Below are 26,156 nucleotides of genomic sequence, written 5' to 3' on the forward strand. Positions count from 1 at the left end.
CATGAAATCGACCGCCAAGGCGCTGCTCAACAGAATAGAATTCCCGGTGCTTGCGGCCGGGCTGGCCATCGCCTGCGGGCTATGGGGCCTGGTGGAACTCATGGGCGTGGCGCGCGCCACGACTCCGCATGCGTTGGACACGGAAATCCTGCTCGCCTTCCGCCATGCCGGGCAGCCGGACAGCCCGATCGGTCCGCTTTGGCTGCAAGGCGCGGTGCGCGATATCACCGCGCTCGGCAGCACCAGCGTGCTGGTGCTGATCACGACTGCGGTGATCGTCTATTTTCTGCTGATGCGCCGACCGGCGACCGCACTGTTCGTGTTCGTTTCGGTGGCGGGCGGCCAGGCGGCGTCCAGCCTGCTCAAGTTCGAGGTCGACCGGCCCCGCCCCGATCTCGTCTCGCATCTCGTCAACGAGACCTCGCTCTCCTTTCCGAGCGGCCATGCGATGCTGTCGGCCGTGACCTACCTCACGCTGGGCTCGCTCGCCGCGCGCTTCCTACCGAACCGCAGGATGAAGATCTTCGTGCTCGGCCTCGCCGTGCTCACCACGGTGCTGGTCGGAACCAGCCGCGTCTATCTCGGCGTGCATTGGCCGTCCGACGTGCTTGCCGGCTGGTGCGCCGGCTTTGCCTGGGCCATGTTGTGCTGGCTTGCAGCGCGCCTGCTGCAGCGGCGCAAAGTGGTGGCGGACAGCGAATGAGTGCTCATGTTTCAACTGTTTGTTATGATGCTTGAAACATCATGATATTTGGATTATCCATTGATACTGCAGACTCAGACAGGGGTTCTGGCCAATGATCACTGCCGCGCAGATGCGCGCCGCGAGGGCGTTGGCCGGTATCGACCAGAAAACGCTCGCCGAGCGCGCCGGGGTTTCGCTTCCGACCATCCAACGCATGGAAGCGAGTGAAGGTGTCGTCAGAGGCGTGGTCGATACGCTGATGAAGGTCATCCAGGCACTCGACGAGGCCGGGGTGGAGCTGATCGGCGAGAACCAGGCCAGCGAGCGCGGCGGCAGGGGCGTGCGCCTCAAGCCTGCCACGCCGCAGAACTCCCAAGGCTGAGCCGCACAAGAAGTCGCGACGGCGACCGCCGACAGCCCTGCCGACGATCCCGCCGCCCTTACGGAGCGGAAGGCAGCCCATGGATCAGGTCCGGCGGTCAATCCACCCCCAGGCGCGGCCGGCCTTTGCCGAGCTGTTCACGCCCAAGCTGGTCACGGTGCTGCGCGAAGGCTACACGCTGGCGCATTTCAGGGCTGACGCCGTCGCGGGGTTGACGGTGGCCATCGTCGCGCTGCCGTTGTCCATGGCGATCGCCATCGCGTCCGGCGTGACGCCGGAGCGAGGCCTATACACCTCGATCGTTGGCGGCTTCATCATCTCGGCGCTTGGCGGCAGCCGCTTCCAGGTCGGCGGTCCTGCCGGCGCCTTCATCGTGCTGGTAGCGGCGACGGTGGCGCGCGTCGGCGTCGACGGGCTGCTGCTCGCAACGATGATGGCCGGCGTCTTCCTGCTCGCCATCGGCTATCTCAGGCTTGGCACCTACATCAAGTTCATTCCCTATCCGGTGACCGTCGGCTTCACCGCCGGGATCGCTGTCATCATCTTCTCCGGGCAGATCGTCGAGTTGCTCGGGCTGAAACTCGCCAGCAGGGAGCCCGGGCCGCTGGTGCCGAAGCTGACCGCGATCGGCGAGGCGATCGGCACGATCAGTCCGGCCGCGACCTTCGTGGCGATGCTGACGGTCCTCACCATTGTCTTTCTGCGGCGCTGGCGGCCGAGATGGCCAGCGATGCTGATCGCCATCGGCATCGCCTCGCTGGTCGTGGGGCTGTTCGCCCTGCCTGCGGAAACGATCGGCACGAGGTATGGCGGCATCCCGCGGAACCTGCAATGGCCAGCCCTGCCGCCGGTCAGCCCTGAGAGGATGATCGACGTGCTGCCGGACGCGATCGCCTTCGCGCTGCTCGGAGCGATCGAGTCGCTGCTTTCGGCCGTGGTCGCCGACGGCATGAGCGGAAGGCGGCACCGCTCCAATTGCGAACTGGTGGCGCAAGGCTTCGCCAACATCGCGTCAGCCTTGTTCGGCGGCATATGTGCCACCGGCACGATCGCTCGCACGGCCACCAATGTGAGGGCCGGCGCGCATGGCCCCGTCTCCGGCATGCTGCATTCGGCGATCCTGCTTGTCCTGATGCTGGCGGCGGCGCCCCTGGCCAGCTACATCCCGCTCGCCGCATTGGCCGGCGTACTCGCCGTCGTGTGCTGGAACATGTTCGAGAAGCAGGCTTTCGTCACGCTCCTCAGAGCCTCGCGTGGCGACGCGCTGGTGCTGATGGCGACGTTCCTGATCGTCATCTTCCGCGATCTCACGGAAGGCATCGTCGTCGGCTTCGCGCTCGGGTCGATCCTGTTCATCGATCGCATGGCCAAGTCCATCGCCGTCGAGGCCGATCTGCCGCTGGTGCCGGAGGACGTCGCCGATCGCGCCGCCACTTATGATTCAAGCCAGGCGGCCGACGCCGATACCGTCATCTATCGAATCTCCGGGGCATTCTTCTTCGGTGCCGCCTCGACCGTCGGCGCCGTGCTCGACCGCATCGCAGACCAGCGCAAGAATTTCATCCTCGATTGCTCGGCGGTGCCGTTCCTCGACTCGACGGCGGCAAACGTCCTCGAGGGCGCCGCGCACAAGGCCGGAAGCGCCGGCGTGCGCTTCATCATCGCGGGTGCCGCGCCGCAGACAAGGCGCATGCTGATCAACCACGGCCTCAAGCGGCCGCTGGTTACCTATGCCGCCTCGATTCGCGACGCGCGGGCGCAGCTGAAAGGACAATCGCAGTCCGCGTAGAGCGACATGTTCTCTCAAACTGCCGCTTCGATCGGCTCGGCGAGTTTCGGGTTAGCGCGCGCCGCGATCAGGCAGCCGGCGACGATCAGGCAAGCCCCGGTCAGCGTGGTCCAGGCCACCTCCTCGCCGAAGAAGAACCAGCCGAGCGCGATCGCCCAGATGAAGGCCGAGTATTCCGTCGGGATGAGATATTGCGCTTCGGCGCGGGCGTAGGCCCAACTCATCAGGAATTGCCCGGCAAGCGACAGCATAGCCACCCCGACGAGGTGAAGCCACAGGTCACTCGGCAGCGCGACGGCGAGCCACGGCGCGGCGAGACCAAGGATGACAGCGATGCAGAGGTTCTGGAACAGCATGATCTCGACCGGCTTGGCCAACAGCGCTTGCCGCCGCGCGAGGATCAGATTGTAGCCGTAGAACACCGTCGATACGAGCACCGCGGCCGTGCCCAGGAGCGCATCCTGCGAGTGGCCGGCCTGCCCGAACTGGCCGGCCAGAATGATCGCGACGCCGGCGATGCCGGCCAGCGACGCCCACACCGCCTGGCGCCGGATTCTCTCGCCCAGCAACAAGGCTGCGAGAAAAAGCGCAAACAGGGGCGCGACAAAGCTGAGCCCGATCGCCTCGGCGAGCGGCAATCTGGCGAGACCCCAAAAGAACGAAACCAGGACGATGCCGACGACCACGGCGCGCAGCGCATGCAGCCCCAGCACCGGAAGAGCGGGCTTCGAGCGCGGCCCCGCCGACCAGGCCGCGCCCGCGATCAAGGTCGAGACCAGGCTGCGCCACAGCACCGTGTTGTACACACCGACCGCGATGACCAGGGACTTCATTGCCGCGTCCATCCCGGACAAAAGGAAGATCGCCAGTGCGCATACGAGCACTGGGATCATTGGTGAAACGGCGGCGCCGGTCAGGCTGGATGTCTTCACGGCTTGGCCCATGTGACGGTTGCTGCCGGATATCCCGGAGCGAGCGGCTGAACCAGATGGCAGCCCCGTCGATATGGCGGTCCAGCCCCGATCGACCTCGTTCCCGCCGCAATCGTCCTCAGTCGAGCTTCAGCGCCGCGACCGCGCCTTCGTTCATCAGCGGAACATAGATGGTCGAGTTGCCGTCGGTGCCGATATCGGCGCTGCCCGGCTTGAAAGTGGCGATCGCTTCCGGCGCGGCGCCGCCCTTGTAGCGATAGAGCGTGCCGGTCATGTAGGCGGTGGCATAGATCGTGTCGCCGATGGCGACGACGCCGTCGAGGTCGGCAAAGTTTTGCGCGCCCGGCAGCGGCGTCACCTTCTTGCTGGCGAGGTCGACGGCCAGCAAGCCGCCCGGCGCCGCCGTGCTGAAATCGGGCTTGATGCCCTTGCCCCAGGACGCGACGATCAGCCGAGCGCCGTCGGCGAAGACGCCATTGGGCGAGGCGAGCAGCGCATCCTTGATGAACAGCTCCGGTTTGTCGCCGTCGATACGGTAGATCGTGTCGGCGAGCATATCCGTGAAATAGACCTTGCCCGAGGCATCGGCGGTCATGTCGTTGAGGAAGACGGCGCCGGGCACATCGATGGTAGAGACCAGCTTGCCGCTGGCAAGATCGACGACGCGGACCTTGGTGATGTCGGCGGCGTAAAGCTTGCCGCCGGCGATCGCCATGCCCTTGGGCGCGTCCATGCCGTCCACCCAATGGCGGCTGATGACCTTGCCGTCCAGCGACAGCAGCGACAAATAGCCGTTGCCGTCAGCTTCGCCCGGATTGCCGACGATGTTGGAGACGACGATGCGCTTGTTGGCGGCATCGACCAGCGCCGATTCCGGCTGCTCGAAGCCGCCGGCGCGCCAGATCTCGCCGGCCTCGGCGGTGGCAGCCGTTGCGATGCCGGCGATGGCGAGAAAGGTCGAAGCGATGAGGTTTTTCATGATGCTCTCCTGTGTACGGCCAAGAGCTAGGTTTTTCGATACTTTTCCGGAAGGCGGTTCGAGCGTAGTATCGAGGAGCGATACGAATTCGCGCAAACGAGGTGCATTCCATGAACGGGCCGATCTTCGAGGCGCTGAAACGGACATTGAAGGCCAAGGGCCTGACCTACCGGGCGCTGGCCGAGCGCATGGGCGTTTCCGAGCCGACAGTGAAGCGCATCTTCCATGAGCGCAACTGCAAGCTCGATCGGCTGATGCAAATCTGCGCCGCTGCGGACGTGGAACTGGAGAATGTGCTGGGCTCGATGAACCGGGGACCGGGACCGGCCAACCACGTCGCGCCGGAGATCGAGCGCAAGCTCGCCGCGCGGCCGGCGCTGCTCTTCGTCTTCATCATGCTGTCCGAAAAATTCACGCCCGAAGGCATCATGCGCTCACAGGGTCTCAGCGAAGCTTCGATGTTTCTTTATCTGCGCGACCTGGAAGAGCTTGGGCTGGTGGCGCTCGGGCGCGGCCTGTCGGCAAGATTGCTGGTCGAGACACCGATCCAGTGGGATTTCGAGGGGCCGCTGCGGCCGCATTTCGAGACCACCAACAAGAATTTTGTCGGCTGGGCGATAACCCATCTGGAACGGGAAGCGACCTTCGTCAGCTTCTCGCGGCGCATGCGGCCGGAAACGGCGGAGATGGTGCGGCGCGAGGCGGAGGAGCTGGCGGAGCGCGCCAGGCTGCTTGCCCATCACGACCAGCACACCACGCCGGAAGAGCAGCTCATCGGCTACAAATGGACCTTCGCCTTCGGCGCGACGCCGTTTCCGGCGATCATGCCGATCGGGCCGCATCCGCGCGATGCCGGCGCGCGGACGGATGCCGGGGCGAAAGCAAGGCGGCCGCTGCCGGCGTAGGCGTCAGGCCGCGGCCGAGCCGGCTTCCCCATGCGGCGGCGCGAGGTCGTCGCGCACCTTGCGCGCGAGCTTTCTGGCCGAGCGCTTGGGGCTGTCGCCGAACAATTCGGCGGCATCGGCAAGACAGGTCTTGCTGAGGCTTTTTTCCGCACGCTTCAAGAGCTTGCGCAGAAGCTTGGTGTCTTCGGGCGGACCGAGCGGCTCGCCAGCGGCGGCGAGCAGCGCGCGCATGACGAAGACGTCATGCAGCTCGCCCAGCCGTTCGCCAAGCTTGTCAACCGCTTTGCGGCGCGCCTTGATCGGCGCCGGCCACAGGCGGCCGAGCAGCGACAGATGCATCGAATGCGTCTTGCACGCCTTGCGCAGGTCGTGAAAGTCATCGGCCTCGCCGCGCGAGCTCGCCTTATCCAGCGCCTTTTTCGCCCGCCGCAAGGCGGCGCGGGCGCCTTCGGCCAGTATGTCGGCCGCCTGCTCGGGCTGATCGGGGAGCGACAGCCGGTCGACACGCTCCAGCCCTTCCCGGCAGGCAGCGACCGCGGCGTTTATGGCAGCGTCGAGACCGGGGCCGGCATGGAGCTCATGCTGGCGCAGCACCAGCCGCTCGCGGACGGGATCGAGCCCGCCGGCCGCGGTCTCATCCGGAAAAGCAGAGGCCAGACGGTCTATGGTCTCGATGAGAGCGGTCGCCTCGCGCGGGCCGGCAAGCAGCGCCGACACTTGTTTGTAGCATTCGTTCTCGGTCTGGCAGAACGGTTCGTCTCCGGAACGAACCAGGCGCAGCAAGGCACGCACGCACTTAAGCCGCTTACGGCACTTGTGCAGTCCCTGCTCCGGCTTGTCGCGCGCCGTCTCGAGTTGGCCAAGCGCCTTGCCGATCTCGTCAGCCAATATGCGCCTGACCTCGCCGGTCAGCGGCAAGCGCGGATCGATGCGAAAGCTCATGCGGCTATCTCCGGAATCCCGCCGAGGGCCAGCGACGCGTTGTAAAACCTCGACTCACCGGTGACCTCACGGCCGAGCCAGTCGGGCAGCATTTCGTCAGATACGTCCTCCGGCGTCTCCAGTTCCGCGACCACCAGCCCCGAGAGCACTCCGCCGAACACATCGACTTCATAGAGATAGCCGCGGTGCCTAACATGGTGACGTGTCTTCTCGATGACACGCCCGATCGCGAAGGCCATCAATTCCTTGGCCTCGGCGAGCGGGATCGGATATTCGAATTCGTCGCGCTCGCGCGCCTTGTTGCCGAACTTCAGCGTCAGCGCGGCGGAGCCTCCGTCGCTGATGCGTACGCGAACCGTGCGTCCGGGCTGCGCGGCGACGTAGAACTGGCGAATGCGGATATGCGCCTCGACCAGGCTGCGCCAGGCGGGATCAGCGACCAGGAACTTGCGCTCGACTTCCTTGCCCATGGCCGCGCACTAAAGCCCGCCCGCAGGAAGATGGCAAGCTGCGATGGAATTCAATTTGACTTTAATCAATCGATTGATTAAATGAATGGAATGAGCAAACAAACGAACGCCAAGACGCGGCAACGCGAAGCCTCTCCCGCCGATCAAACGCGCGCGGCGCTGGTGCAGGCCGCGCTGAAGCTGTTCGGCCGGCAGGGCTTCGACGGCACCTCGACGCGCGAGATCGCGGCCGAGGCCAAGGCCAATATCGGCTCGATCGCCTATCATTTCGGCGGCAAGGAGGGGCTGCGCGCCGCCGCCGCCGACTTCATCGTCGAGACCATCCAGGGGATCGCCGGCCAGGCGCTCGGCGCACCCCAGCCGGCGGCCCCTTCGAGCGCGGAAGCCGCCCGGGCGCAGCTCTTTGCCGCGCTGGCGCGGATGGTCGGCTTTGTCGTGGCAAGCCCCCAGGCCGGCGAGATCGTACAATTCGTACTGCGCGAGCTCTCGCACCCAACGGCGGCGCTCGACCGCATTTATGCCGGCGTGTTCGAACCGACGCATCGCCGGCTGTGCCAGATCTGGGAGCAGGCGACCGGCGAACCGGCCGAGAGCGAGGCCACCAGGCTCACCGTGTTCACCATCATCGGGCAGGTCATCTATTTCCGCATCGGGCGCGAGGCGGTGATGCGCAGGATGGGCTGGCGCGAGATCGGCGACCAGGAGGCCGCCAAGGTCGTGGCGGTCGCGACCGACAACCTCAGGGCAATGCTGGCGGCGCGCGACGCAGCCGCCGGCAGGAAGGTCAAATCATGAGCTTACTCTGTTCGCTGCCGCTCGCGGCCCAGCTGTTCGGCGCCTGCGCGCCGGCCGCCCCGCTTGCCGTCGGCTATGTCGAAGGCGAATATGTGCTGCTGGCGCCGATCGAAGTCGCGCAGGTCGAGACCGTGACGGTCAAGCGCGGCGACCGTGTCGAGCCGGGCGCGCCGGTGGTGACGCTGGAAAGCGCCGATGCCAAGATCGCCGTGGCGCAAGCCCAGGCCGCGCTCGCCCAAGCGCAGGCGCAGCTTGCCGACCTCAAGGTGGGCAAGCGGCCGGAAGAGATCGCCGTGCTCAAGGCGCAGGTGGACATGGCGAAGGCGCAGGCTGCCGACGCCAAACGCAAATATGACCGCGCCAGCGATCTCTACAAGCGCGGCACCGGCACCCAGGCCGACTATGACACGGCCTCGGCTTCGCTGGAGACCGCCAACGCGCAGGTCGGCCAGGCGGAGGCGAACCTTGCCGTCGGCGGCCTGCCGGCGCGGGCCGAAACGATCAGAGCTGCCGAGAACCAGGTCAAGCAGGCGCAATCGGAATTGGGGCAAGCCGAGTGGCGCCTGTCCAAGCGCGTGCTGGCGGCGCCTTCGCCCGGCCGCATCGACGACGTGATCCGCAATCCCGGCGATACGGCCGGACCGACCGCGCCGGTGATCTCGATGCTGCCCGACGGCGCGGTAAAACTCAGCGTCTATGTGCCGGAGACGGCCTTCTCCTCGGTCAAGGTCGGCACCCTGCTCAGCGTCCGTTGCGACGGCTGCGGGCCGGATTTGAAGGCACGCGTCAGCTATGTGTCGCCCGATCCCGAGTTCACCCCGCCGGTGATCTACTCGCTCGAGAACCGGCAGAAGCTGGTCTATCTCGTCGAGGCGCGGCCGGAGGGCGATGCCCATCCGCTGCAGCCCGGCCAGATCGTCGATGTCGACCTGGCGGATATTGACAGATGAACGTCATCGACGTCCGTGGGTTGGTCAAGCGCTTCGGCGACAAGACCGTCGTCGACCATGTCACGATGGCGGTCGCCGAGGGCGAGATCGTCGGTTTCCTCGGGCCGAACGGCTCGGGCAAGACGACGACCATCCGCATCATGTGCGGGCTTTTGACGCCGGATGCGGGCGAGGGCACGGTGCTCGGCTTCGACATCCTTACCGACGCACTCAGGATCAAGCGCGAAGTCGGTTACATGACGCAGAAATTCTCGTTCTACGAGGATCTGACGATCGGCGAGAATCTCGAATTCGTGGCGCGGCTCTACCAGCTGAAGCCGGTCGAGAAGTATGTCTCGCACACCCTGCAGGAACTCGGCCTGACGACGCGCCGCAACCAGCTCGCCGGCACGCTTTCCGGCGGCTGGAAGCAGCGGCTGGCACTCGCTGCCTGCATCATGCACAAGCCGAAGCTGCTGCTGCTCGACGAGCCGACGGCTGGCGTCGACCCGAAGGCGCGGCGCGAGTTCTGGGACGAGATCCACCGCCTGGCCAGCGGCGGGCTCACCGTGCTGGTCTCCACCCATTACATGGACGAGGCCGAGCGCTGCCACCGCATCAGCTACATCTCCTACGGCAAGATGCTGGCCACCGGCACCGTGGACGAGGTGGTGAGGAATGCCGGCCTTACCACCTTCGTGCTGCAGGGACCGCGGCTCGACCGCGTGGCCGAGGCGCTGCAGGGGCGTCCGGGCGTCGACCAGGTGGCGCCGTTCGGCGCCACGCTGCATGTCGTCGGCTCCGACAAGGCAGCCCTCGAAAAGGCGCTCGCCGATGTCGAGAAGGAGCACAAAGGGGTGACGGTGGCGCCGGGCGAGACCAGCCTGGAAGATGTCTTCATCCAGTTCATGTCCGGCTCGAAGGACAACATGGCATGAGAGATGGCGTGAGAGCGATCTTTTCCTTCTCGAGACTCGGCGCGCTGCTGATCAAGGAATTCATCCAGATGCGGCGCGACCGCATCACCTTCGCCATGATGCTGGGCGTGCCGCTGATACAGCTGGTGCTGTTCGGCTATGCCATCAACAACGACCCGAAGAGCCTGCCGGCAGCACTCGTCGCGACCAGCAGCGATCCCTACACGCGGGCGATGGTCTCGGCGCTGCAGACCACCGGCTACTATCGCTTCGACCATGTGGCGCAAAGTGCGTCGCAAGCCGAGTTCCTGATGTCGCGCGGCGATGTCGCCTTCGTCGTCACCATCCCGGCCGATTTCGCGCGACGGGTGGAGCGCGGCGACAATCCGCAGATCCTGATCGAGGCGGACGCCACCGATCCGGCGGTGGCGAGCGGTGCCATCTCGACGCTGAGCACCGTCGCCGGCCAGGCGCTGCTGAGAGCGCAAGGCATGCAGGAAGCGGCCAAGGAGGCGGCGCGCGGCCAGCTCGATGTCGTCGTGCACCGGCGCTACAATCCGGAAGGCATCTCGCAATACAATATCGTTCCCGGCCTGCTCGGCGTCATCCTGCAGATGACCATGGTGATGATGACCTCGATCGCGCTGACGCGCGAGACCGAGCGCGGCACGATGGAAAACCTTTTGGCCATGCCGTCCAGCCCGCTCGAGATCATGCTGGGCAAGGTGCTGCCTTACCTGGTGGTCGGCGCGGTTCAGGTGGTGGTGGTGCTGGCGGCGGCGAAGCTCCTGTTTTCCATTCCCTTCATGGGATCGCTGTCGCTCCTACTCTCGGCGGTGCTGGTGTTCGTGCTGGCGCTGGTGCTGCTTGGCTACACGATTTCGACGATCGCGCGCACGCAGATGCAGGCGCTGCAGCTCACCTTCTTCTTCTTCCTGCCCTCGATCATGCTGTCGGGCTTCATGTTCCCCTATCGCGGCATGCCGGGCTGGGCGCAGATCCTTGGCGAGATCTTTCCGCTGACGCATTTTTTGCGCATCACCCGCGCCGTCATGCTGAAGAGCGCGGAACTGCCGGCTGTGGCGACCGAGATCGGCTGGCTGGTGGTGTTCGTGGCGTTGTTCGCCGGCGTTGCGCTGGTGCGGTTCCGGCGGACGCTGGATTGAGCGGCGACTGGCCGATCAGGCCGCCGCCATGATCTCCGCGTAGGTGCCGAAATCGACATTGCCGCCGGAAAGCACCACCGCCACGCATTTGCCGGCGAGATCGATCTCGCCGGACGCGAGCGCCGCGAGCGCGACGCAGCCGCCGGGCTCGACCACCAGCTTCAAGTATGCCATGGCGTCGCGCATGGCTTGCGCCGTGGCCTTGTCGGAGACGGCAACGGCGCCGGCGAGGTTTTTGCGGTTGATCTCGAAGGTGATGGCACCGGGCTCGGCGGTCAGGATCGCATCGCAAATAGAGGCGTGGCCGGGCTCATTCGAGACCCGCTCACCCTTGGCGAGCGAGCGGCGCGTGTCGTCGAAATGCTCCGGCTCGACCGCCCAGATTTGCGTCCGTGCCGAAGCGTCCTTCACAGCGACGGAAATGCCGCTCGACAGACCCCCGCCGCCGCAGGGCACGACAACTGCGTCGAGGCTGACGCCCAGCGCCTTCGCCTGGCGCACCAATTCCAGCCCGATCGTGCCCTGGCCGGCAATGATGGCCGGATCGTCGAAAGGCGGCACCAGCGCCATGCCCTTTTCGATGTAGGGACGAACGATCGTCAAGCGGTCGTCGTTGAAGCGGTCGAACGGCACCACCTCGGCGCCCATCTTGCGCACATTGCCGACCTTGAGCGCCGGGGCGTCCGCGGGCATGGCAATGACCGCCCTGACGCCGAACATGGCGGCCGAAGCGGCGACACCCTGCGCGTGATTGCCGGACGAAAAGGCGACGACGCCGCGGCTGCGCTCTTCTTCGCTTAAGCACGACAATTTGTTGTAGGCGCCGCGGATCTTGAAGGAACCGGTGCGCTGCAGCGTCTCCGGCTTGAACAGGATGCGGCCGCCATAGCGCTTGTTGAGCTCCGGCGATTCGATCAGCGGCGTTTCGACGATCAGCCCGGAAAGCCTGGCGGCAGCAGCGTGGATGTCGGAGATGCCGGGGAGGGCGGTCATGGTGGGCCTCGTGGGAGAATGATGCCCATATGCTGCACGGAAAACGCGGCGGCGCGCCAACGAAAAAATGTAATGGAGACAATATTGGCGATGATAGCGTCGACGGCCGTCACCTTCGTCAGTCTCAGGCGGAGCAAGGAGCGAGGCGACGCGGGAATCCATGTCGGCACCTTCGCGATGCGAGCAGCCGAAGCAGAATGGACACTCTTCGCAGGTACTTCCAGAGCGCGCTCGCTCTCGCTTCTGCATTCCGTAATAAGGGGTCGCGGCATGGATCCTCGGGTCAGGCCCGAGGATGACGAAGCGAAGGGCGGCCGCTGCTCACCCCAGCAGCGCGCGCGTCCGCTTCTTGCCGCCGAGCTTGCGCCAGCTGTTGAAACGATGCGTGGCGGCAGCAAAAGAGATCTTCATCTGCTGGGCGACCGTGTAGCGCGACTTGCCGTCGTCGAACATGCGGTAGCAGCATTCGACGCCTTCCTCGGTCAGCTTGCCGTCCAGCGTCTTGTTGTGCGGATTGGCGGGGTCGAATTTTTCGGCCTGCTGCTCGACCAGGCCTTTGAGCCGCTGCAGGTCGGCCTCGATGCTGGCGATGAGATCGAGAACCGGCTTTGGATCGAATGCGTGCGGGGGCTTCTTGTCCGTCATCCCGTGTTTCCTTCGTTTTTGGCTAATGCGTTCCATATAGGTGAACATTCGGCAATAATGAAGGGTGCGAGCGGAAAGCTGGATCGACGAATTCTGCCTGTCCCGCGGCGTTCGCGATTGACCCTCGGCAAACGATTCCCTAGTTTAGAATCGTTCTAAACTAGGGTGATTTTCTCATGCTTTCCCGTGTTTTCGGCTTTGGCCGCCGCTCCTTCGATTCGCTGTCGGAGCAGGAAATCCTGGCGCTGGCGATTTCGTCGGAGGAGGACGACGGACGCATCTACCGGGCCTATGCCGACGGGCTGGCACAAGAGTTTCCACAATCGGCCAAGGTGTTCGAGGCCATGGCGGAGGAGGAAGACGGCCACCGCGATTCCCTCATCGAGCTTCACCGCAAGCGCTTCGGCGAGCGCATCCCGTTGATCCGGCGCGAGCATGTGCGAGGCTACTACGAACGCAAGCCCGACTGGCTGGTGCGGCCGCTCGGCATCGAGCATGTGCGCCGTCAGGCCGAGGACATGGAGCGGCAGGCTTATCGCTTCTATGTCGAGGCGGCCAAGCGCACCACCGATGCGTCGACCCGGAAGCTGCTCGACGAATTGGCGGCGGCGGAACTCGGCCACGAGAACTCCGCGCATGAACTCGAACAGGAGCACGTCCCGGGCGAGGTGAAGGAGGAGGAAGCGACAACCGAGCAGCGCCAGTTCATCCTCACCTATGTGCAGCCGGGGCTGGCCGGGCTGATGGACGGGTCGGTGTCGACCCTGGCCCCGATCTTCGCCGCCGCCTTCGCCACCCATGCAACCTTCCAGACCTTCCTCGTCGGCCTCGCCGCCTCGATCGGCGCCGGCATCTCGATGGGCTTCACCGAGGTGGCTTCCGACGACGGCAAACTTTCGGGGCGCGGCTCGCCGGTGAAGCGGGGGCTCACCGTCGGCATCATGACGACGCTGGGGGGACTCGGCCACGCGCTGCCCTATCTCATTCCCTATTTCTGGACGGCAACGATCGTTGCCGCGATCGTCGTGTTCTTCGAACTGTGGGCGATCGCCTTCATCCAGAACCGCTATATGCAGACGCCGTTCTGGCGCGCCGCCTTCCAGGTGGTGCTGGGCGGCGCGCTGGTGTTCGGAGCGGGTGTGCTGATCGGCAATGCGTGAGGGCCGACCCTCCTTCTCCCCTTGCGGGCCAATTACGCATCAGGCCCACAGGGGAAGGGAGAGCCGCGTTTCACCCATTCACTATGCGGCTGTCTTCGGGCGCTTCAGCCCTTTCATTTAGCCCGTAATCGCGCACCACATGGGCGATGCGCAGACGATAGCCGGCAAAGATGCCGCCACGGCCGGCCTTCTGCGCCTGCCGGTGCTCCTCGGTGTTGCGCCAGGCCTTGACGGCTTCCTCGTCGCGCCAGAAGGACAGCGAGAGCACGCGCCTCGGATCGGTCAGGCTCTGGAAGCGCTCGACCGAGATGAAGCCATCGATGCCGTCGAGCAGGGGCTTGAGCTCGGCGGCGATGCCAAGATAGGCGTCACGTTTTCCCTCCGCCGGCTCGACTTCGAAGATGACGGCGATCATGCCTCTATCCCTTCTTTGACCGTTACGTCGGTGCGAAAGACCTGCCTCGGGCCATGCGGTGCCGAGACCAGTTTCAGGAAGATCCGGTCTTCCTTGAGAATGAATTTCTCGCGCCGCGCGAACTCATAGTTTGCCTTGCCGGCCGGGTCGGCGGCAAGCCGCGCGCGATAGGCTTCGTAGGCCGCGAGGTTCTCGATGTTGTAGGCCGCGTAAGCCGTGGTGGCCGAACCCTCATGCGGCGCGAAATAGCCGATCAGCTCGGCGCCGCAGCGCGGAATGGCCTGACCCCAGGCGCGCGCATATTGCTCGAACGCGGCCTTGCCGAAAGGGTCGATCTCGTAGCGGATGAAGCAGGTGACGGTCATTTCGGTCTCCTCGTCGATTGGCTTACTGGGTCGGTGGGCTTGCTGGCGGCGACGGTTCGACCACGGTCGAAACATCGCTTCACCGGCTGTGCTAGACGTTCTGGTGTCAGCAGCGTTTGCCGAGCTCCTTGAGCTCGCCTGAGAATAGTGCTTCCCTCACGGGAATGCTTCGATGAGGATCGAACTATGCGTGAAGGACCCGATATCGCCCGCATCGCCAGCCTGGTCGGCGACCCGGCCCGCGCCAACATGCTCAACGCGCTGATGGGCGGCACGGCGCTGACCGCGTCGGAGCTGGCGCTTGAAGCCGGCGTGTCGCTGCCCACCGCGTCCTCGCATCTGTCCAAGCTGATGGACGGCGGGTTGCTGACGCTGGCGAGCCAGGGCCGGCATCGCTACTACGGCCTTGCCGGCCCGCAGGTGGCGGGCATGCTCGAGGCGATCATCGGCGTCGCCGAGGCGGTCGGCCCGAAGCGGGTGCGGCCCGGCCCGCGCGACGCGGCCATGCGCGTGGCGCGGGTGTGCTACGACCATCTTGCCGGCGAGCAGGCGGTGGCGATGCTCGACCGTCTGGTCGACCGGAAGCTGCTGCTGCGCCAGGAGCACGAGATCAGGCTGTCGCCGTCAGCCATTTCGCATTTCGCCGCGCTCGGCATCGAGATCGACAGCAAAGCGAAGCGGCCGATCTGCCGCGCCTGCCTCGACTGGAGCGTGCGGCGATCGCATCTGGCCGGCGCGCTGGGCGCCGCCATCCTCGACAAGGTCATCGTCGAAAAATGGGCGCGGCGCGACAAGGACAGCCGCGCTGTGGTGTTCTCGCCGAAGGGCAAGCAGGAGTTCGAGAGGGTATTTCTCGCGTGACGGACTGGCCGGCTCGGCTGTTGGCTAAGCTCGCTTGAGCGGTTTGCCCAGCTTGAAGAAATCCGCCCACGGATCGGCCTTCTTCAGCTGCCTTAGCGTCGTGGCGTCGCCGAGCGGAAACGCATTGGGCGGCAGGCCCTTCTCGATCTCCGGCCAGGTCACCGGCATCGACACCGTCGCGCCCTTCTTGGCGCGCGAGGAATAGGGCGCGACCGTGGTCGCGCCGCGGCCGTTGCGCAGGTAGTCGACGAAGATCTTGCCGGTGCGCGCCTTCTTCGACAGCGTCGCCGTGTAGCGGTCGGGCGCGGCCTGCTCCAGGGCGCGGGCGAAATCATGGGCGAAGTCCTTCACCTCGTCCCATTCGGCGGAGGGCTTGAGCGGCACCAGTACGTGATAGCCCTTGCCGCCCGACGTCTTGACCAAGGTCGGCAGCGACAGGTCGTTCAGCTTGGCTCGGATATCGAGTGCGGCGGCACGCACCGCCTCGACCCCGATGCCCTCGTCCGGATCGAGGTCGAAGATGATCTGGTCGGGCTTTTCCAGTTCGTCGACGGTCGAGCCCCAGATATGCACCTCGACGACGCCGTATTGGACAAGGGCTGCAAGCCCGTCGAAATCCCTGATGAACAAGATCTCCTCGCCGTCGGTCGGATCGTTCATCCTGGCGATCTTGTCGCTCATGCCCGGTGAGGCATGTTTTTGGAAGAAGCGCTGGCCATGGATGCCATCCGGCGCCCGCACAAGGCTGAGCGGCCGGTTGACGACGAATGGCTCAATTCGCGGCCAGACCAGGGCGTAGTGATCGAGGAGATCCTGCTTGGAGACTTTTTCGTCGGGCCACAGCAGCTTGTCGGGATGCGACAGCTTCACCGAGGTCTTCCCCGTTCCGGCCGAGGTTTTTGGCGCGGTCCTGCCGCTGCTCGCCTTTGCTCCGCTTTCTATCTTGCCGTCGGCTTGCTTCGGCTTTTCCTGCACCACGTCCTCCGCCGGCTTGTCCTCGCGCAGCCCCTGGAACGAGGCGTGGCGGATTATATGGTCGGATGTCCAACTGCGGAACTCCACTTCGCCGACAAGCTCGGGCTTGACCCAGACGAGGCCCTTGCCCTTCGGCACGGCGGCAGAAAAAGGCGACTTCGTCGTCTTGAGGCTGTCGAGTTTTTTCTTAAGGTCCGCAGCCACCTTGCCGGAAAAGCCGGTGCCGACGCGGCCGGCATAGTTGAGCCTGTCGCTTTCATGATAGCCGACCAGCAGCGAGCGCAGGCCGCGCCCGGTCTTGTCCGAGGGCAAGTAGCCGCCGATGACGAATTCCTGGCGCAGCGTGCATTTCGATTTGATCCAGGTGAGGCCGCGGCCGCTGCGATAGGGCGCGTCGGCACGTTTCGACACCACGCCTTCGAGACCCATGCGGCAGACATGCTGCAGCATGACGCTGCCTGGTTCCGCAAAATGATCGCTGAAGCGGACGGCGGATTGCTCCGACCGCTCGCCGAGCAGTTCGGCCAGCGCCTGCTTGCGCTCGACCAGCGGCTCGCGGCGAAGGTCCTCGCCATTGAGCCGCATCAGGTCGAAGACGTAGTAGATGAAGCGGTCGGTGCGGCCGTCCGAGAGATCCGCCTGCAGCATGGCGAAGGAGGACACGCCGCTGTCGGCCAACACGACGATCTCGCCGTCGATGATGGCGTCGCGGCATTTCAGTCCGGCAAGCTCGGCCACGACCGGACCTTCGAACTTCTTCGTCCAGTCAAGGCCGGTGCGGGTCAGCAGCCGGACATCGCTGCCGGCGATCTGCGCCTGCATGCGGTAGCCGTCGAACTTCACCTCATGCACCCATTCCTCGCCGGAAGGCGCATTCTTTTCGAGCGTCGCCAGCTGCGGCTCGACGAATTCGAGGCGTGGGGATTTTGCCTTGCCTGCAGCCGGCTTGTTGGAATGCCAGACCCTTGGTTTGGCGCCCTTGGCCGTCTTGCCTTCGCCGATCTCCTCGATGGTCAAGCCCGACTTTACCGATTGCGGCGCCTCTACAAGTATGTCTTCACCAGGGCGGGCGGCGGCGTCATTGGATTTGATCAGCAGCCAGTTGTCGCGCTTTTCGCGCGGGCGCGGCTTCAGCCTGACCAGATGCCAGCGACCGTTGAGCTTCTGGCCTTCGAGCTCGAAGTCGATATGGCCCTTCTTCATGCCCTTGGCCGGGTCGCCGTCGGGGATCCACCGGCCTTCGTCCCAGACGAGGACGGAACCGCCGCCATATTCGCCCTTCGGAATGGTGCCCTCGAAAGACGCATAGTCGATCGGGTGGTCCTCGACATGCACCGCCAGCCGCCTCTCGTGCGGGTCGAGACTCGGTCCGCGCGTGACCGCCCAGCTCCACAACACGCCATCATGCTCGAGCCGAAAGTCATAGTGGAGCCGCGTCGCGGCATGCTTCTGGACAACGAAGATGCCGCCGGCGTCGGTCTTCTTGCTGGGCGCGAGCTGGCCGGCCGGCTCCGAGGTTTTCCGGAAATCGCGCTTGGCGTGGTATTGCTCGAGGCCGGCCATGACATCGTGCTCCTATGCGGATCTGCGCCTGGACGTAGACGCCACGGCGACCTCCCTGGCAGGCGGGTGCCATCGCAACGGCCAAGGCTCCGCTTCGGTTCCGGGCAGGCGAAAGGCCGGCGGCTGTCCGCCGGCCTTTCGGGCTCACAATTAGTTATTCGGCAGCCTGCAGATTGACCTTGCTTTCCGCGATCTCGGTGAGCTTGCGGTCGGTCGCCTCTTCTTCCTTGAGGTTCTTGGCCAGCACATTGGCGCAGTCGCTGCGGCCGAGCTGCTTGGCCCAGGCGATCAGCGTGCCGTAGCGCGTTATCTCGTAATGCTCGACGGCCTGAGCCGAGGCGATCAGCGCGGCATCGAGGACCTCCTTGTCCTCCACGTCGCCGCTCACGTCGTCAGCCTCCTCGAGGATGCCGTCGATGGCGGGGCAGTTGACGGTCTTGGCCTTGACGCCATGCAGCTCGAATACCTGCTCGACCCGTTCGATGTGGCCCTTGGTCTGCGCGAGATGCTTCTCGAAACCGGCTTTCAATTGCGAATCCGTCGCCTTGTCGATCATCTTCGGCAGCGATTTCTCGATCTGTTTTTCGGCATAATAGATGTCGCGCAGCGTGTGGACGAAGAGGTCGTCCAGCGTCTTGATGTCTTTCGAAAAGAAACCCATGGCGGTTGCCTTCCATGTCTGGTGTTGTCCGGAAGTTGCGCGGCCGGTCCGCCGCCAACGCGGCCGGGTTTCGGCCCCGGCCTTGATCGATCAACGTCACCGCGCAGGGCAGGTTCCTGCCGGCGGACGACGCCGCACGGAAATTTCAAGCCACCTTCGATGCGTGAAACAGAAGCGCGCCCAAGCGACATAGAGACGAAACATATGTGATGCAAAAGTCACACGAGCGGGAAACGCGACAAAAGGCTTCGAAAGACCGCGAATCAGCCGCATTCCAGCCACGATGCAACGCGTTTCGGACCAGAAATTAACATCGCGTTCACCGACTATTCACGCCTCGAGGCTATGATCCCCGCAATTCGGAAGGGACATCCGAAAACGGGACAGGGACAGGAAAAATGAACTTCTGGAACCACATCGCCGGCTATGCCGCCGCCATCCGCGAATTCGTCGCGCCGACCTATCGGCCCGAGCGCTATTACATGCGCGGCCCGGGCCCGGCCTGCGCGCGCCGCGGCAACTCGCTCGGCATCGGCACGCACTGACCACGATGCTCGACAGCCGCCACAACAGCCGGATCTGCAAGCCGGCCGACAACACCCGCGCCACGACCTATCGTGACGAGCGCCCCGCCGTCGTCGACGGCAGGCGTGCGACAACGCCGCGACTTTGACGCCGCCGCCGGCTGGCTTAGTGTCCCCCTAGCTTAGTGCCTAGGGGCACAAGCAGCCGGGGCCGACATGACCGACCTGTCCGAACAGAAACGTCCCCTTCTCCCAGGCCAAGCTTACGATGCCCGCCAGCCGCTGCTCGTGTTCGACGGCGTCTGTGTGTTCTGCTCGGGCTTCGTCCAGATCGTCCTCAAGATCGACCGGAACAAACGCTTCCGCTTCGCCACCGCGCAATCGCCGCTCGGCGAGGCGCTGTTTCGTGAGCACGGCCTGCCGACCGAGGATTACGACAGCAACCTCGCCATCATCGACGGCGCCGCCTTCACGAAGCTCGACAGTTTCGTCGCCGTCATGGCGGCGCTCGGCTGGCCGTGGCGCGCCGCGAGATTGCTGCTCGTCCTGCCGCGGCCGCTGCGCGACTGGCTGTACGACCGCATCGCCAAGAACCGCTATGCGCTGTTCGGCCGCAAACACAGCTGCGAGATCCCCTCCGCCGAGCTGCGGCAGCGGCTGATCAGTTGAGATCGGAGGGTCGGATGAAGCTTCTGATTGTCCGCGGTTACGGCACCTTCGGCGGACGCATCGTGCAGTTGCTGGAGAGCGAGCCGCGTCTGACCTTGCTCGTCGCCGGCCGCTCGCTCGCCGAGGCGGAGGCCTATTGCAAAGGTACCAAGGCCAGGCTCGCGCCGGTGATTTTCGATCGCGACGCGGATTTTATCGCGGCTGGCTCGAACCGGCGCAGGCTTCGAGCGCGACCGTATCCCCGGCCGTCCCGCCAAGCTCGCGACAGCCCTTGGCCGTGCACAAGGTCCAGCCTCCCCCGGTTGCGCCGGAGGCCGCGAGCACCAGCCGCGGCTGTGGCCCGATCCGTGGCGCATAGACCCACCATCCGTCCCGCAGCACCGAGCCTTCCGGCGGCTCCATGCCGGCGCCGGAGCCCTTGACGCGCGCTTCGACGACGCGCAGACCTGCCGGCGTCACCTTCCAGTGCTCTTGCCAGCGCGTCCGTTCCACCGAATGTGTCCAGGACAAGGTAAAGGCGGCAACGGCAAGCGTCACCGACTTGCCGGCTGCGAGGATGCACAGGCTCATGCAGGGCCGGCCGCGGATGCCTGGCGCGCGCGCCAGCGGTGCCAGCCGATCCAGAGCAGCGCCAGCGCCCAGCCGCTTTCGTCGGTGAGCGGCAGCGCCGCCACCAGCAGCACGCCGGCGGCGAAGGCGACCAGGCGCTCCCACCAGGCCATGCGGCGGGCGAGGAAGCCGACGGCGGCGGCGCCCCAGAGCACGATGCCCATGCAGGCTTTGGCGACGATGTAGGCGACCTCGACCGGATAGCCGAACGAAGCCGCGATCGGGCCTGCATCCTGCAGCATCAGCGCCGGCGTGTAGACGGCCATGAACGGCACGACGAAACCGGCGATGGCGAGCTTCGTCGCCTGGATGCCGATCTTCAGCCCGCTTTCCTTGGCCATAGGCGCCGCGGCGAAAGCGGCGAGCGCCACCGGTGGGGTGAGATCAGCCATGATGCCGAAATAGAAGACGAACATGTGGCTGACGATGAGCGGCACGCCGAGCGACAGCAGCGCCGGGCCGGCGAGCGAGGAGGTGATGATGTAGTTGGGGATGGTGGGGATGCCCATGCCGAGCACCAGGCAGGTGAGCATGGTGAGCAGCAGCGACAGGAACAGATTGTTCTCGCCGATGGAGATGATCCAGCCGATGAAGGTCGAAGCGATGCCGGTCAGCGTCAGCGTGCCGATGACGATGCCGACGATGGCGCAGGCGATGCCGACAGGCAGCGCGTTCTTCGCCCCTTCGGCAAGCGATTCGACGCAGATGCGCAGCGTCTCGCGACCGCCCTTGAAAGTGACGCAGGCGACAATGAGCGCCGCGATGACGAGGCCGAGGATGTTGACGCCGAAGCGCATGAAGGAGGCGGCGGCAAGGCCGAGCGCCAGCCAGAAGACGACGCGGAAGGCGAACGGTCCGATCAGCGCCGCCAGCGGCGTGCCGAGGATCAGCACGATGGTCAGCGCCAGGCCCATGGTGCCGGCGAAGATCGGCGTATAACCGGCGAAGAGCAGGTAAACCAGCACGGCAAGCGGCAGCACCAGCGGCCAGTGCTGCCGCACCGCGTCCCAGGGATTGGGCAGTTCGGCCTTGGCCATGCCGTGCAGGCCGGCCTTGCCCGCCTCCAGATGCACCTGCCAGAAACAGGCGCCGAAATAGAGCAACGCCGGAATGATCGCCGCCTTCACCACCTCGGCGTAAGGGACGTTCAGCGTCTCGGCCATGATGAAGGCGACCGCGCCCATCACCGGCGGCATGATCTGGCCGCCCATCGAGGACGTCGCCTCGACGGCGCCGGCGAAGGCCGAGCGGAAGCCGAAGCGTTTCATCAGCGGAATGGTGAACTGGCCGCTCGCCACGACATTGGCGACGCCCGAACCGGAGATGGTGCCCATCAGCGCCGAGGAGAGCACGCAGACCTGGGCCGGACCGCCACGCCAGGAGCCGACCAGGCCAAGCGCGAAATCGTTGAACAGCGCGATCATGCCGGCGCGTTCGAGGAAGGCGGCGAAGACGACGAAGATGAAGATGTAGGCCGCCGAGACATAGACCGGCGTGCCGTATATGCCTTCGGTGCCGAAGGCGAAGGTGTCGACGAGCTGGGCGAAATCGTAGCCGCGATGGATGAAGGGCGGCGGCAGGTGATTGCCGACGAAGCAATAGGCGAGGAAGATGAAGGCGATCACCGCGAGCGGCAGCCCCATCAGCCGCCTTGCCGCTTCGAAGACGAGCACCACCAGCAGCGTGCCGACGATCAGGTCCGGCGTGGTGAGGAAGCCGGAGCGGCGGATGAGGTCGGCGTAGAAGACCCAGTTGTAGAGGCCGGTGCCGAAGCCGAGCGCGCCGAGCGACCAGAACGCGGCCTTCGCCGCTACGCCGGTGGCGCGCAGGTTGGCGATCAGGCCGAAGCCGAGCAGCAGCAGGAAGCCGACATGCATGGCGCGTACCACCTGGCTGGGCAGGCTGCCATAGGCGGCGATGTAGATCTGGAAAACGGAGAAGGCGACGGCAATTAGGAAGGCCGCCTTGCCGGCGATGCCGCCGCCGAAGCCCGGCGGCAGGCCTTCGACCTGTTCTTCGGCGACAGGGAGATGAAAAGTGGTCGAATTGCCGTCGGTCGTTGTTCCAGACGTTGCTTTGCTCATCCGAGGCGCTCCATAGCAGACTGCCGCGCCATCCTCGCTTACTTGATCAGCCCTTTTTCCTTGTAATATTTCTCCGCGCCGGGATGCAGCGGCACCGGCATGCCGTCCAGCGCCTTGGCCGGATCGATCGCCTTGGCGGCGGCATGGGCGGCGGCGAGCTGGTCGAGATGCTCGAACATCAGCTTGGTCATCTGATAGGCGGTCTCGTCGGAAACATCGGCCCGGGTGACAAGGAAATTGCCGACCGCGGCGGTGGCGACATCCTCGGTCTGGCCCTCATAGGTGCCCTTGGGAATGATCACCGAAAGATAGGGCGAGCCGATCTTGGCGACGTCCTCGGCCGGCACGGCGACGACGTTGATCGGCACCGAAGTTGCGAGATCGCGGATCGAGGCGACGCCCAGGCCCGCCGATTGGAGCGTGGCGTCGAGCTGCCGGTTCTTGATCAACTCGACCGACTCGGCGAATGGCAGGTACTCGACCCGTCCAAGATCCTCATATTTCAGCCCGGCGGCGGCGAAGATGGCGCGGGCGTTGAGCTCGGTGCCGGAGGCGGGCGCGCCGACCGACAGGCTCTTGCCCTTGAGGTCGGCGAGGGTCTTGATGCCGGACTCCTTGCTGGCGACGATCTGGATATAGTTCGGATAGATGGCGGCGATGCCGCGCAGCTTGTCGAGCTTGCCGGGGAAGCCGGCTTCGGTGTTGCCTTCGGCGGCGAGCTTGACGGAATCGCCGAGCGCGAAGGCGATCTCGCCCTTGCCCTGCTGCAGCAGGTTGAGGTTCTCGACCGATGCCTTGGTTGCCTGCACCTGGGTGCGGGCGCCTTCGATGCCCTTGCCGTAGATTTCCGACAGCGCGACGCCGAGGGGATAGTAGACGCCCGACGTGCCGCCGGTCAGCACGGTGATGAATTCCTGTGCCCCGGCCGACATGGCGCCGAGGCCGAGCGACAATGCCAAAGCGCCGGCGGCAACAAATTTCGTCCTGAAATCGAGCATTTGGTTTCCTCCTCCTGATGGTCGCGCCGCGCCGCCTCTGCCGGCGCGAAGCTGGGAGTTTAGACAGGAGGCGCCAAATGCCAACCCGCAATTGCAGCCATTAGACGAACGATCGAGGGGTGGCGAAAGCGCCGGCTTGCGCTCGAGTGCTTTGGAGGCGAAAGATTTTCGCGGCGCCTGTCGAAATCGGCCGTGGCCGCACGACATAGGTCGGCCCGCGACGACGCGGCCTTCGAGAAAACGGAGAAGACCATGCGATACATGCTTTTGATCTACAATGACGAAGCGGCAATGGCGAATGCGCCGCGCGACAAGACCGAACAGACGCTTGCCGCCTACGGTGCCTATACCGAAGCCTTGAAGAAATCCGGCGCGTACCTTGCCGGCGAAAGGCTGCGCCCGACCCAGGCGGCCACTTCGATACGGCTCGCCGACGGCAAGACCAATGTGCTCGACGGTCCCTATGCCGACACAAAGGAACAGCTTGCCGGCTTCTACATGATCGAAGCGACCGACATCGACACCGCGATGGAATGGGGCGCGCGCTGCCCGGCAGCCAGCACCGGCACGGTCGAGGTGCGGCCGATCTGGGAAATGACCGACTACCGGTCCTAGCAATATGGACAAGCGCCCGGAGACGGCGCGGGCGGCGGCCGAGGCGGCCGCCCGGCAGAGCTACGGCAAGCTGGTTGCCTATCTCGCTGCTCGCATGCGCGACGTTGCCGGCGCCGAGGACGCGCTGGCCGACGCGTTCGCCGCCGCACTGGAGCGCTGGCCGAAGAGCGGCGTGCCCGAAAAGCCGGAGGCCTGGCTGCTGGCGGTGGCGCGCCGCCGCGACGTCGACGCCGTGCGGCGGCGGCTGACCGGCGAGGCGGCCCGCGGCCACCTGCAGCTGATTGCCGAAGAGGCGGAGGCGCGCATGACGCACGAGGATTTGCCCGACGAGCGGCTGAGGCTGATGTTTGCCTGCGCACATCCGGCGATCGAGGCCAGCGTACGCGCGCCGCTGATCCTGCAGACCGTGCTTGGCTTCGACGCCGCAACCATCGCCTCGGCCTTTCTGGTCTCGCCGACGACGATGGGCCAGCGCCTGGTGCGCGCCAAGAGCCGCATCCGCGAGGCCGGCATCCCCTTCCGGGTACCGGAGCGGGCCGAGCTCGGCGAGCGGCTCGAGGCGGTGCTGGAAGCGATTTACGCCACCTTCGCCGAGGGCTGGTCGGATCCGGCCGGCACCGAGACGCGCCGACGCAACCTGGCCACGGAAGGCATCTGGCTCGGCCGGCTGGTCGCGTCGCTGATCCCGGACGAGCCGGAAACGCTCGGGCTCCTGGCGCTGATGCTTTTCGCCGAAGCGCGGCGCACGGCGCGGCGCAGTCCCGACGGCGACTTCGTGCCGCTGGCTGAGCAGGACGTGGCGCTTTGGGACGACAAGCTGATCGACGAGGCGGAAGTGCTGCTCAGGCGCGCCGCGATCAGGGGAACCATCGGCCGCTACCAATTGGAGGCTGCGGTCCAGTCGGCGCACACGGCAAGGCGGCGGAGCGGCCGCACCGACTGGGCCGCGATCCGCCAGCTTTACGACGCGCTGATGGCGATTGCCGGTTCGCCGGTGGTGGCGATCAACCGCGCCGTGGCGATCGCCGAAGCCGAGGGCGCAGCCGAGGGTCTTGCCGCGCTCGACGAGATCGGCGGCGATAAGCGGGTTGGCGAGTACCAGCCCTATTGGGCGGCGCGGGCCGAGCTCTTAGCCAGGCTCGGCAGGACGGCCGAGGCCGCCGAGGCTTACGACCGGGCGATCGGCCTCGAGCGCGATCCGGCCTTGCGCCATTTCCTGCAGGCCGAGCGGGGGAAGCTAGTCCGCAACTGAGGCGAGACACCAGTTCTCGCAACTAGTCCTGCGGCCACATCTCATGAGAAAGGTTCAGTTTCCGCATGATCGCATGCTGGCGCAACTTGCCCCACAGCCGTTCGATGTTCGGCCAGGCCACGCGAGCGCTCTTGGTGTCGGGATGCCAGGCCACCAGCATCACGAGATAGATGTCGACAAGCGAAAGTTCCTCACCGGCCAGCCACTCACGGCCGGCGAGCACGCTGTCGACAATGGCAAAGCCGCGATCCATTTCCGCGATAGCCGCCTCCTTGACCACCTGCACGCTATCGGCGTCGGCCGTGTAGCGGTGGGGGTAATAGAGCCTCAGGATCGCGGGATAGAGCGCCGACGACATGAAGGCCATCCAGCGCAGGAAATCGGCGCGCGCCGGCGAGCCCGCTTGCGGCGCCAGATGCGCTTCCGGATGACGCTCGGCGAGCAGGATGCAGATCGCTGCCGATTCGGTCATCGACCGGCCGTCGGGCAATGTCAGCGCCGGCACCTGGTTCAGCGGGCTGATGGCGAGGAAAGCCGGATCGGGCGGATCCTTTTTCGGCACGTCGATCTGCCGGAAAGGTGCGCCGGCCATGGCCAAGGCCGCCTCGACGACGAAGCCGCCGCTGCCGGGACGCGTGTAAAGCTTGTACATAAAATCCTCCCGCCGGCCGATTCGAGGCCGGCGGCGATTTGAACCGGAAGCGGCGCCTTCCTCAAGCCGGGCTCCGCTTGCCACAGACGCTTTTTGAGCGATCCAGCTTGCATCATCCCGGGAGTGCCGCTTGTCCGCAAGCTCTTGAGATTGGCTGTGGCGCTCCCGACTTCGTCATTCGCGGGCGGAGCAAGGAGCAAAGCGACGCGCGCAGACCCGGGGCC

The 26,156-nt window shown here is 65.5% G+C and carries 28 protein-coding genes; 14 read left to right on the plus strand and 14 right to left on the minus strand.

The genetic code is table 11. The features are described 5' to 3' along the window. Position 1: 1 nt before the first annotated feature. The 3 genes from A9K71_RS27070 to A9K71_RS27080 all read left to right on the plus strand — a co-directional run bounded on the left by A9K71_RS27070 (position 2) and on the right by A9K71_RS27080 (position 2,856). Entirely contained in the window at positions 2-703 is a 702-nt protein-coding gene (locus tag A9K71_RS27070; RefSeq protein WP_067003142.1) for a phosphatase PAP2 family protein, read from the plus strand. 94 nt (positions 704-797) lie between these two features. Beyond that, positions 798-1,067, plus strand: coding sequence for a helix-turn-helix transcriptional regulator (locus A9K71_RS27075; protein ID WP_067003144.1), 270 nt, complete (start codon positions 798-800; stop codon positions 1,065-1,067). 79 nt (positions 1,068-1,146) lie between these two features. Continuing rightward, positions 1,147-2,856, plus strand: a complete 1,710-nt coding sequence (locus A9K71_RS27080) for a SulP family inorganic anion transporter (protein ID WP_067003146.1) — start codon at positions 1,147-1,149, stop codon at positions 2,854-2,856. 14 nt (positions 2,857-2,870) lie between these two features. On the opposite strand, the gene A9K71_RS27085 is transcribed toward A9K71_RS27080, so the two are convergent. Together A9K71_RS27085 and A9K71_RS27090 are read right to left on the minus strand one after the other, a co-directional pair. Beyond that, positions 2,871-3,800 carry a DMT family transporter gene (locus A9K71_RS27085; protein WP_067003148.1) on the minus strand — a complete coding sequence of 310 codons (930 nt, stop codon included), beginning with the start codon at positions 3,798-3,800 and terminating at the stop codon, positions 2,871-2,873. A gap of 106 nt (positions 3,801-3,906) precedes the next feature. Next, positions 3,907-4,767: an ATP/GTP-binding protein gene (locus A9K71_RS27090; RefSeq protein WP_067003150.1), complete on the minus strand. Its 861-nt coding sequence runs from the start codon at positions 4,765-4,767 to the stop codon at positions 3,907-3,909. A gap of 110 nt (positions 4,768-4,877) precedes the next feature. Here A9K71_RS27090 and A9K71_RS27095 point away from each other — a divergent pair, with 110 nt between their 5' ends. Next, the gene (locus A9K71_RS27095; RefSeq protein ID WP_067003152.1) at positions 4,878-5,672 is read left to right on the plus strand and encodes a helix-turn-helix transcriptional regulator; all 795 of its coding nucleotides are present in this window, start codon (positions 4,878-4,880) and stop codon (positions 5,670-5,672) included. Positions 5,673-5,675: 3 nt separating this feature from the next. On the opposite strand, the gene A9K71_RS27100 is transcribed toward A9K71_RS27095, so the two are convergent. Then, on the minus strand, positions 5,676-6,614 hold the full coding sequence (locus A9K71_RS27100; RefSeq protein ID WP_067003154.1) for a CHAD domain-containing protein: 939 nt from the start codon (positions 6,612-6,614) through the stop codon (positions 5,676-5,678). Then, positions 6,611-7,084 carry a CYTH domain-containing protein gene (locus A9K71_RS27105; protein ID WP_067003156.1) on the minus strand — a complete coding sequence of 158 codons (474 nt, stop codon included), beginning with the start codon at positions 7,082-7,084 and terminating at the stop codon, positions 6,611-6,613. The genes A9K71_RS27100 and A9K71_RS27105 overlap by 4 nt, the downstream gene beginning before the upstream one ends. Positions 7,085-7,174: 90 nt before the next feature. Between A9K71_RS27105 and A9K71_RS27110 the strand changes: the two genes are divergently transcribed. From A9K71_RS27110 to A9K71_RS27125, 4 genes are read left to right on the plus strand one after another with little or no spacing between them, the layout of a single operon-like run. Further along, complete coding sequence (locus A9K71_RS27110) at positions 7,175-7,879, plus strand: DUF1956 domain-containing protein (RefSeq protein WP_067003157.1); 705 nt, start codon at positions 7,175-7,177, stop codon at positions 7,877-7,879. Continuing rightward, positions 7,876-8,829 carry an HlyD family efflux transporter periplasmic adaptor subunit gene (locus A9K71_RS27115; protein WP_067003160.1) on the plus strand — a complete coding sequence of 318 codons (954 nt, stop codon included), beginning with the start codon at positions 7,876-7,878 and terminating at the stop codon, positions 8,827-8,829. Before A9K71_RS27110 ends, A9K71_RS27115 begins: the two co-directional genes overlap by 4 nt. After that, the gene (locus A9K71_RS27120; protein WP_067003162.1) at positions 8,826-9,746 is read left to right on the plus strand and encodes an ABC transporter ATP-binding protein; all 921 of its coding nucleotides are present in this window, start codon (positions 8,826-8,828) and stop codon (positions 9,744-9,746) included. Before A9K71_RS27115 ends, A9K71_RS27120 begins: the two co-directional genes overlap by 4 nt. Positions 9,747-9,754: 8 nt before the next feature. Next, complete coding sequence (locus tag A9K71_RS27125) at positions 9,755-10,891, plus strand: ABC transporter permease (protein WP_067003310.1); 1,137 nt, start codon at positions 9,755-9,757, stop codon at positions 10,889-10,891. A 15-nt stretch (positions 10,892-10,906) separates the two neighbouring features. On the opposite strand, the gene A9K71_RS27130 is transcribed toward A9K71_RS27125, so the two are convergent. Together A9K71_RS27130 and A9K71_RS27135 are read right to left on the minus strand one after the other, a co-directional pair. Beyond that, positions 10,907-11,884: a threonine/serine dehydratase gene (locus A9K71_RS27130; protein WP_067003164.1), complete on the minus strand. Its 978-nt coding sequence runs from the start codon at positions 11,882-11,884 to the stop codon at positions 10,907-10,909. A gap of 321 nt (positions 11,885-12,205) precedes the next feature. After that, the gene (locus tag A9K71_RS27135) at positions 12,206-12,529 is read right to left on the minus strand and encodes a hypothetical protein (protein ID WP_067003166.1); all 324 of its coding nucleotides are present in this window, start codon (positions 12,527-12,529) and stop codon (positions 12,206-12,208) included. 176 nt (positions 12,530-12,705) lie between these two features. On the opposite strand from A9K71_RS27135, the gene mbfA reads away from it, so the two are divergent. Continuing rightward, positions 12,706-13,689, plus strand: coding sequence for an iron exporter MbfA (gene mbfA / locus A9K71_RS27140; RefSeq protein ID WP_067003167.1), 984 nt, complete (start codon positions 12,706-12,708; stop codon positions 13,687-13,689). Between the two features lie 70 nt (positions 13,690-13,759). On the opposite strand, the gene A9K71_RS27145 is transcribed toward mbfA, so the two are convergent. Further along, positions 13,760-14,104 (minus strand): antibiotic biosynthesis monooxygenase, encoded by a 345-nt coding sequence (locus A9K71_RS27145; RefSeq protein ID WP_067003170.1) that lies wholly within the window; start codon positions 14,102-14,104, stop codon positions 13,760-13,762. Further along, the gene (locus A9K71_RS27150) at positions 14,101-14,469 is read right to left on the minus strand and encodes an NIPSNAP family protein (RefSeq protein ID WP_067003171.1); all 369 of its coding nucleotides are present in this window, start codon (positions 14,467-14,469) and stop codon (positions 14,101-14,103) included. Before A9K71_RS27150 ends, A9K71_RS27145 begins: the two co-directional genes overlap by 4 nt. A gap of 186 nt (positions 14,470-14,655) precedes the next feature. Between A9K71_RS27150 and A9K71_RS27155 the strand changes: the two genes are divergently transcribed. Further along, positions 14,656-15,330 carry a winged helix-turn-helix domain-containing protein gene (locus tag A9K71_RS27155; protein ID WP_067003173.1) on the plus strand — a complete coding sequence of 225 codons (675 nt, stop codon included), beginning with the start codon at positions 14,656-14,658 and terminating at the stop codon, positions 15,328-15,330. A 24-nt stretch (positions 15,331-15,354) separates the two neighbouring features. Here the strand turns inward: A9K71_RS27155 and ligD are convergent, their stop codons facing one another. Together ligD and A9K71_RS27165 are read right to left on the minus strand one after the other, a co-directional pair. Further along, positions 15,355-17,868, minus strand: a complete 2,514-nt coding sequence (gene ligD / locus A9K71_RS27160; protein ID WP_067003175.1) for a DNA ligase D — start codon at positions 17,866-17,868, stop codon at positions 15,355-15,357. A gap of 154 nt (positions 17,869-18,022) precedes the next feature. Beyond that, positions 18,023-18,529, minus strand: a complete 507-nt coding sequence (locus A9K71_RS27165; protein WP_067003177.1) for a ferritin-like domain-containing protein — start codon at positions 18,527-18,529, stop codon at positions 18,023-18,025. Positions 18,530-18,927: 398 nt separating this feature from the next. On the opposite strand from A9K71_RS27165, the gene A9K71_RS30945 reads away from it, so the two are divergent. Both A9K71_RS30945 and A9K71_RS27170 read left to right on the plus strand, forming a co-directional pair. After that, entirely contained in the window at positions 18,928-19,074 is a 147-nt protein-coding gene (locus tag A9K71_RS30945; RefSeq protein ID WP_082980733.1) for a hypothetical protein, read from the plus strand. A 195-nt stretch (positions 19,075-19,269) separates the two neighbouring features. Then, positions 19,270-19,722 (plus strand): DCC1-like thiol-disulfide oxidoreductase family protein, encoded by a 453-nt coding sequence (locus A9K71_RS27170; protein WP_067003179.1) that lies wholly within the window; start codon positions 19,270-19,272, stop codon positions 19,720-19,722. Positions 19,723-19,914: 192 nt separating this feature from the next. Here A9K71_RS27170 and A9K71_RS27175 read toward each other — a convergent pair whose 3' ends face one another. From A9K71_RS27175 to A9K71_RS27185, 3 genes are read right to left on the minus strand one after another with little or no spacing between them, the layout of a single operon-like run. After that, positions 19,915-20,292 (minus strand): DUF1850 domain-containing protein, encoded by a 378-nt coding sequence (locus A9K71_RS27175; protein WP_067003181.1) that lies wholly within the window; start codon positions 20,290-20,292, stop codon positions 19,915-19,917. Beyond that, a complete protein-coding gene (locus A9K71_RS27180; protein ID WP_067003183.1) occupies positions 20,289-22,415 on the minus strand; it encodes a TRAP transporter permease in 2,127 nt (708 codons plus the stop codon). Before A9K71_RS27180 ends, A9K71_RS27175 begins: the two co-directional genes overlap by 4 nt. A 38-nt stretch (positions 22,416-22,453) precedes the next feature. Next, positions 22,454-23,413, minus strand: a complete 960-nt coding sequence (locus tag A9K71_RS27185; RefSeq protein WP_067003186.1) for a TAXI family TRAP transporter solute-binding subunit — start codon at positions 23,411-23,413, stop codon at positions 22,454-22,456. A gap of 252 nt (positions 23,414-23,665) precedes the next feature. On the opposite strand from A9K71_RS27185, the gene A9K71_RS27190 reads away from it, so the two are divergent. Together A9K71_RS27190 and A9K71_RS27195 are read left to right on the plus strand one after the other, a co-directional pair. Beyond that, positions 23,666-24,028, plus strand: coding sequence for a YciI family protein (locus tag A9K71_RS27190; protein ID WP_067003312.1), 363 nt, complete (start codon positions 23,666-23,668; stop codon positions 24,026-24,028). A gap of 4 nt (positions 24,029-24,032) precedes the next feature. Then, a complete protein-coding gene (locus A9K71_RS27195) occupies positions 24,033-25,280 on the plus strand; it encodes a DUF6596 domain-containing protein (protein WP_067003188.1) in 1,248 nt (415 codons plus the stop codon). A 22-nt stretch (positions 25,281-25,302) separates the two neighbouring features. On the opposite strand, the gene A9K71_RS27200 is transcribed toward A9K71_RS27195, so the two are convergent. Further along, positions 25,303-25,932: a glutathione S-transferase family protein gene (locus tag A9K71_RS27200; protein WP_067003190.1), complete on the minus strand. Its 630-nt coding sequence runs from the start codon at positions 25,930-25,932 to the stop codon at positions 25,303-25,305. Positions 25,933-26,156 lie beyond the last annotated feature (224 nt).

This window comes from Mesorhizobium sp. WSM3873, from assembly GCF_001672445.1.
GTDB lineage: Bacteria > Pseudomonadota > Alphaproteobacteria > Rhizobiales > Rhizobiaceae > Mesorhizobium.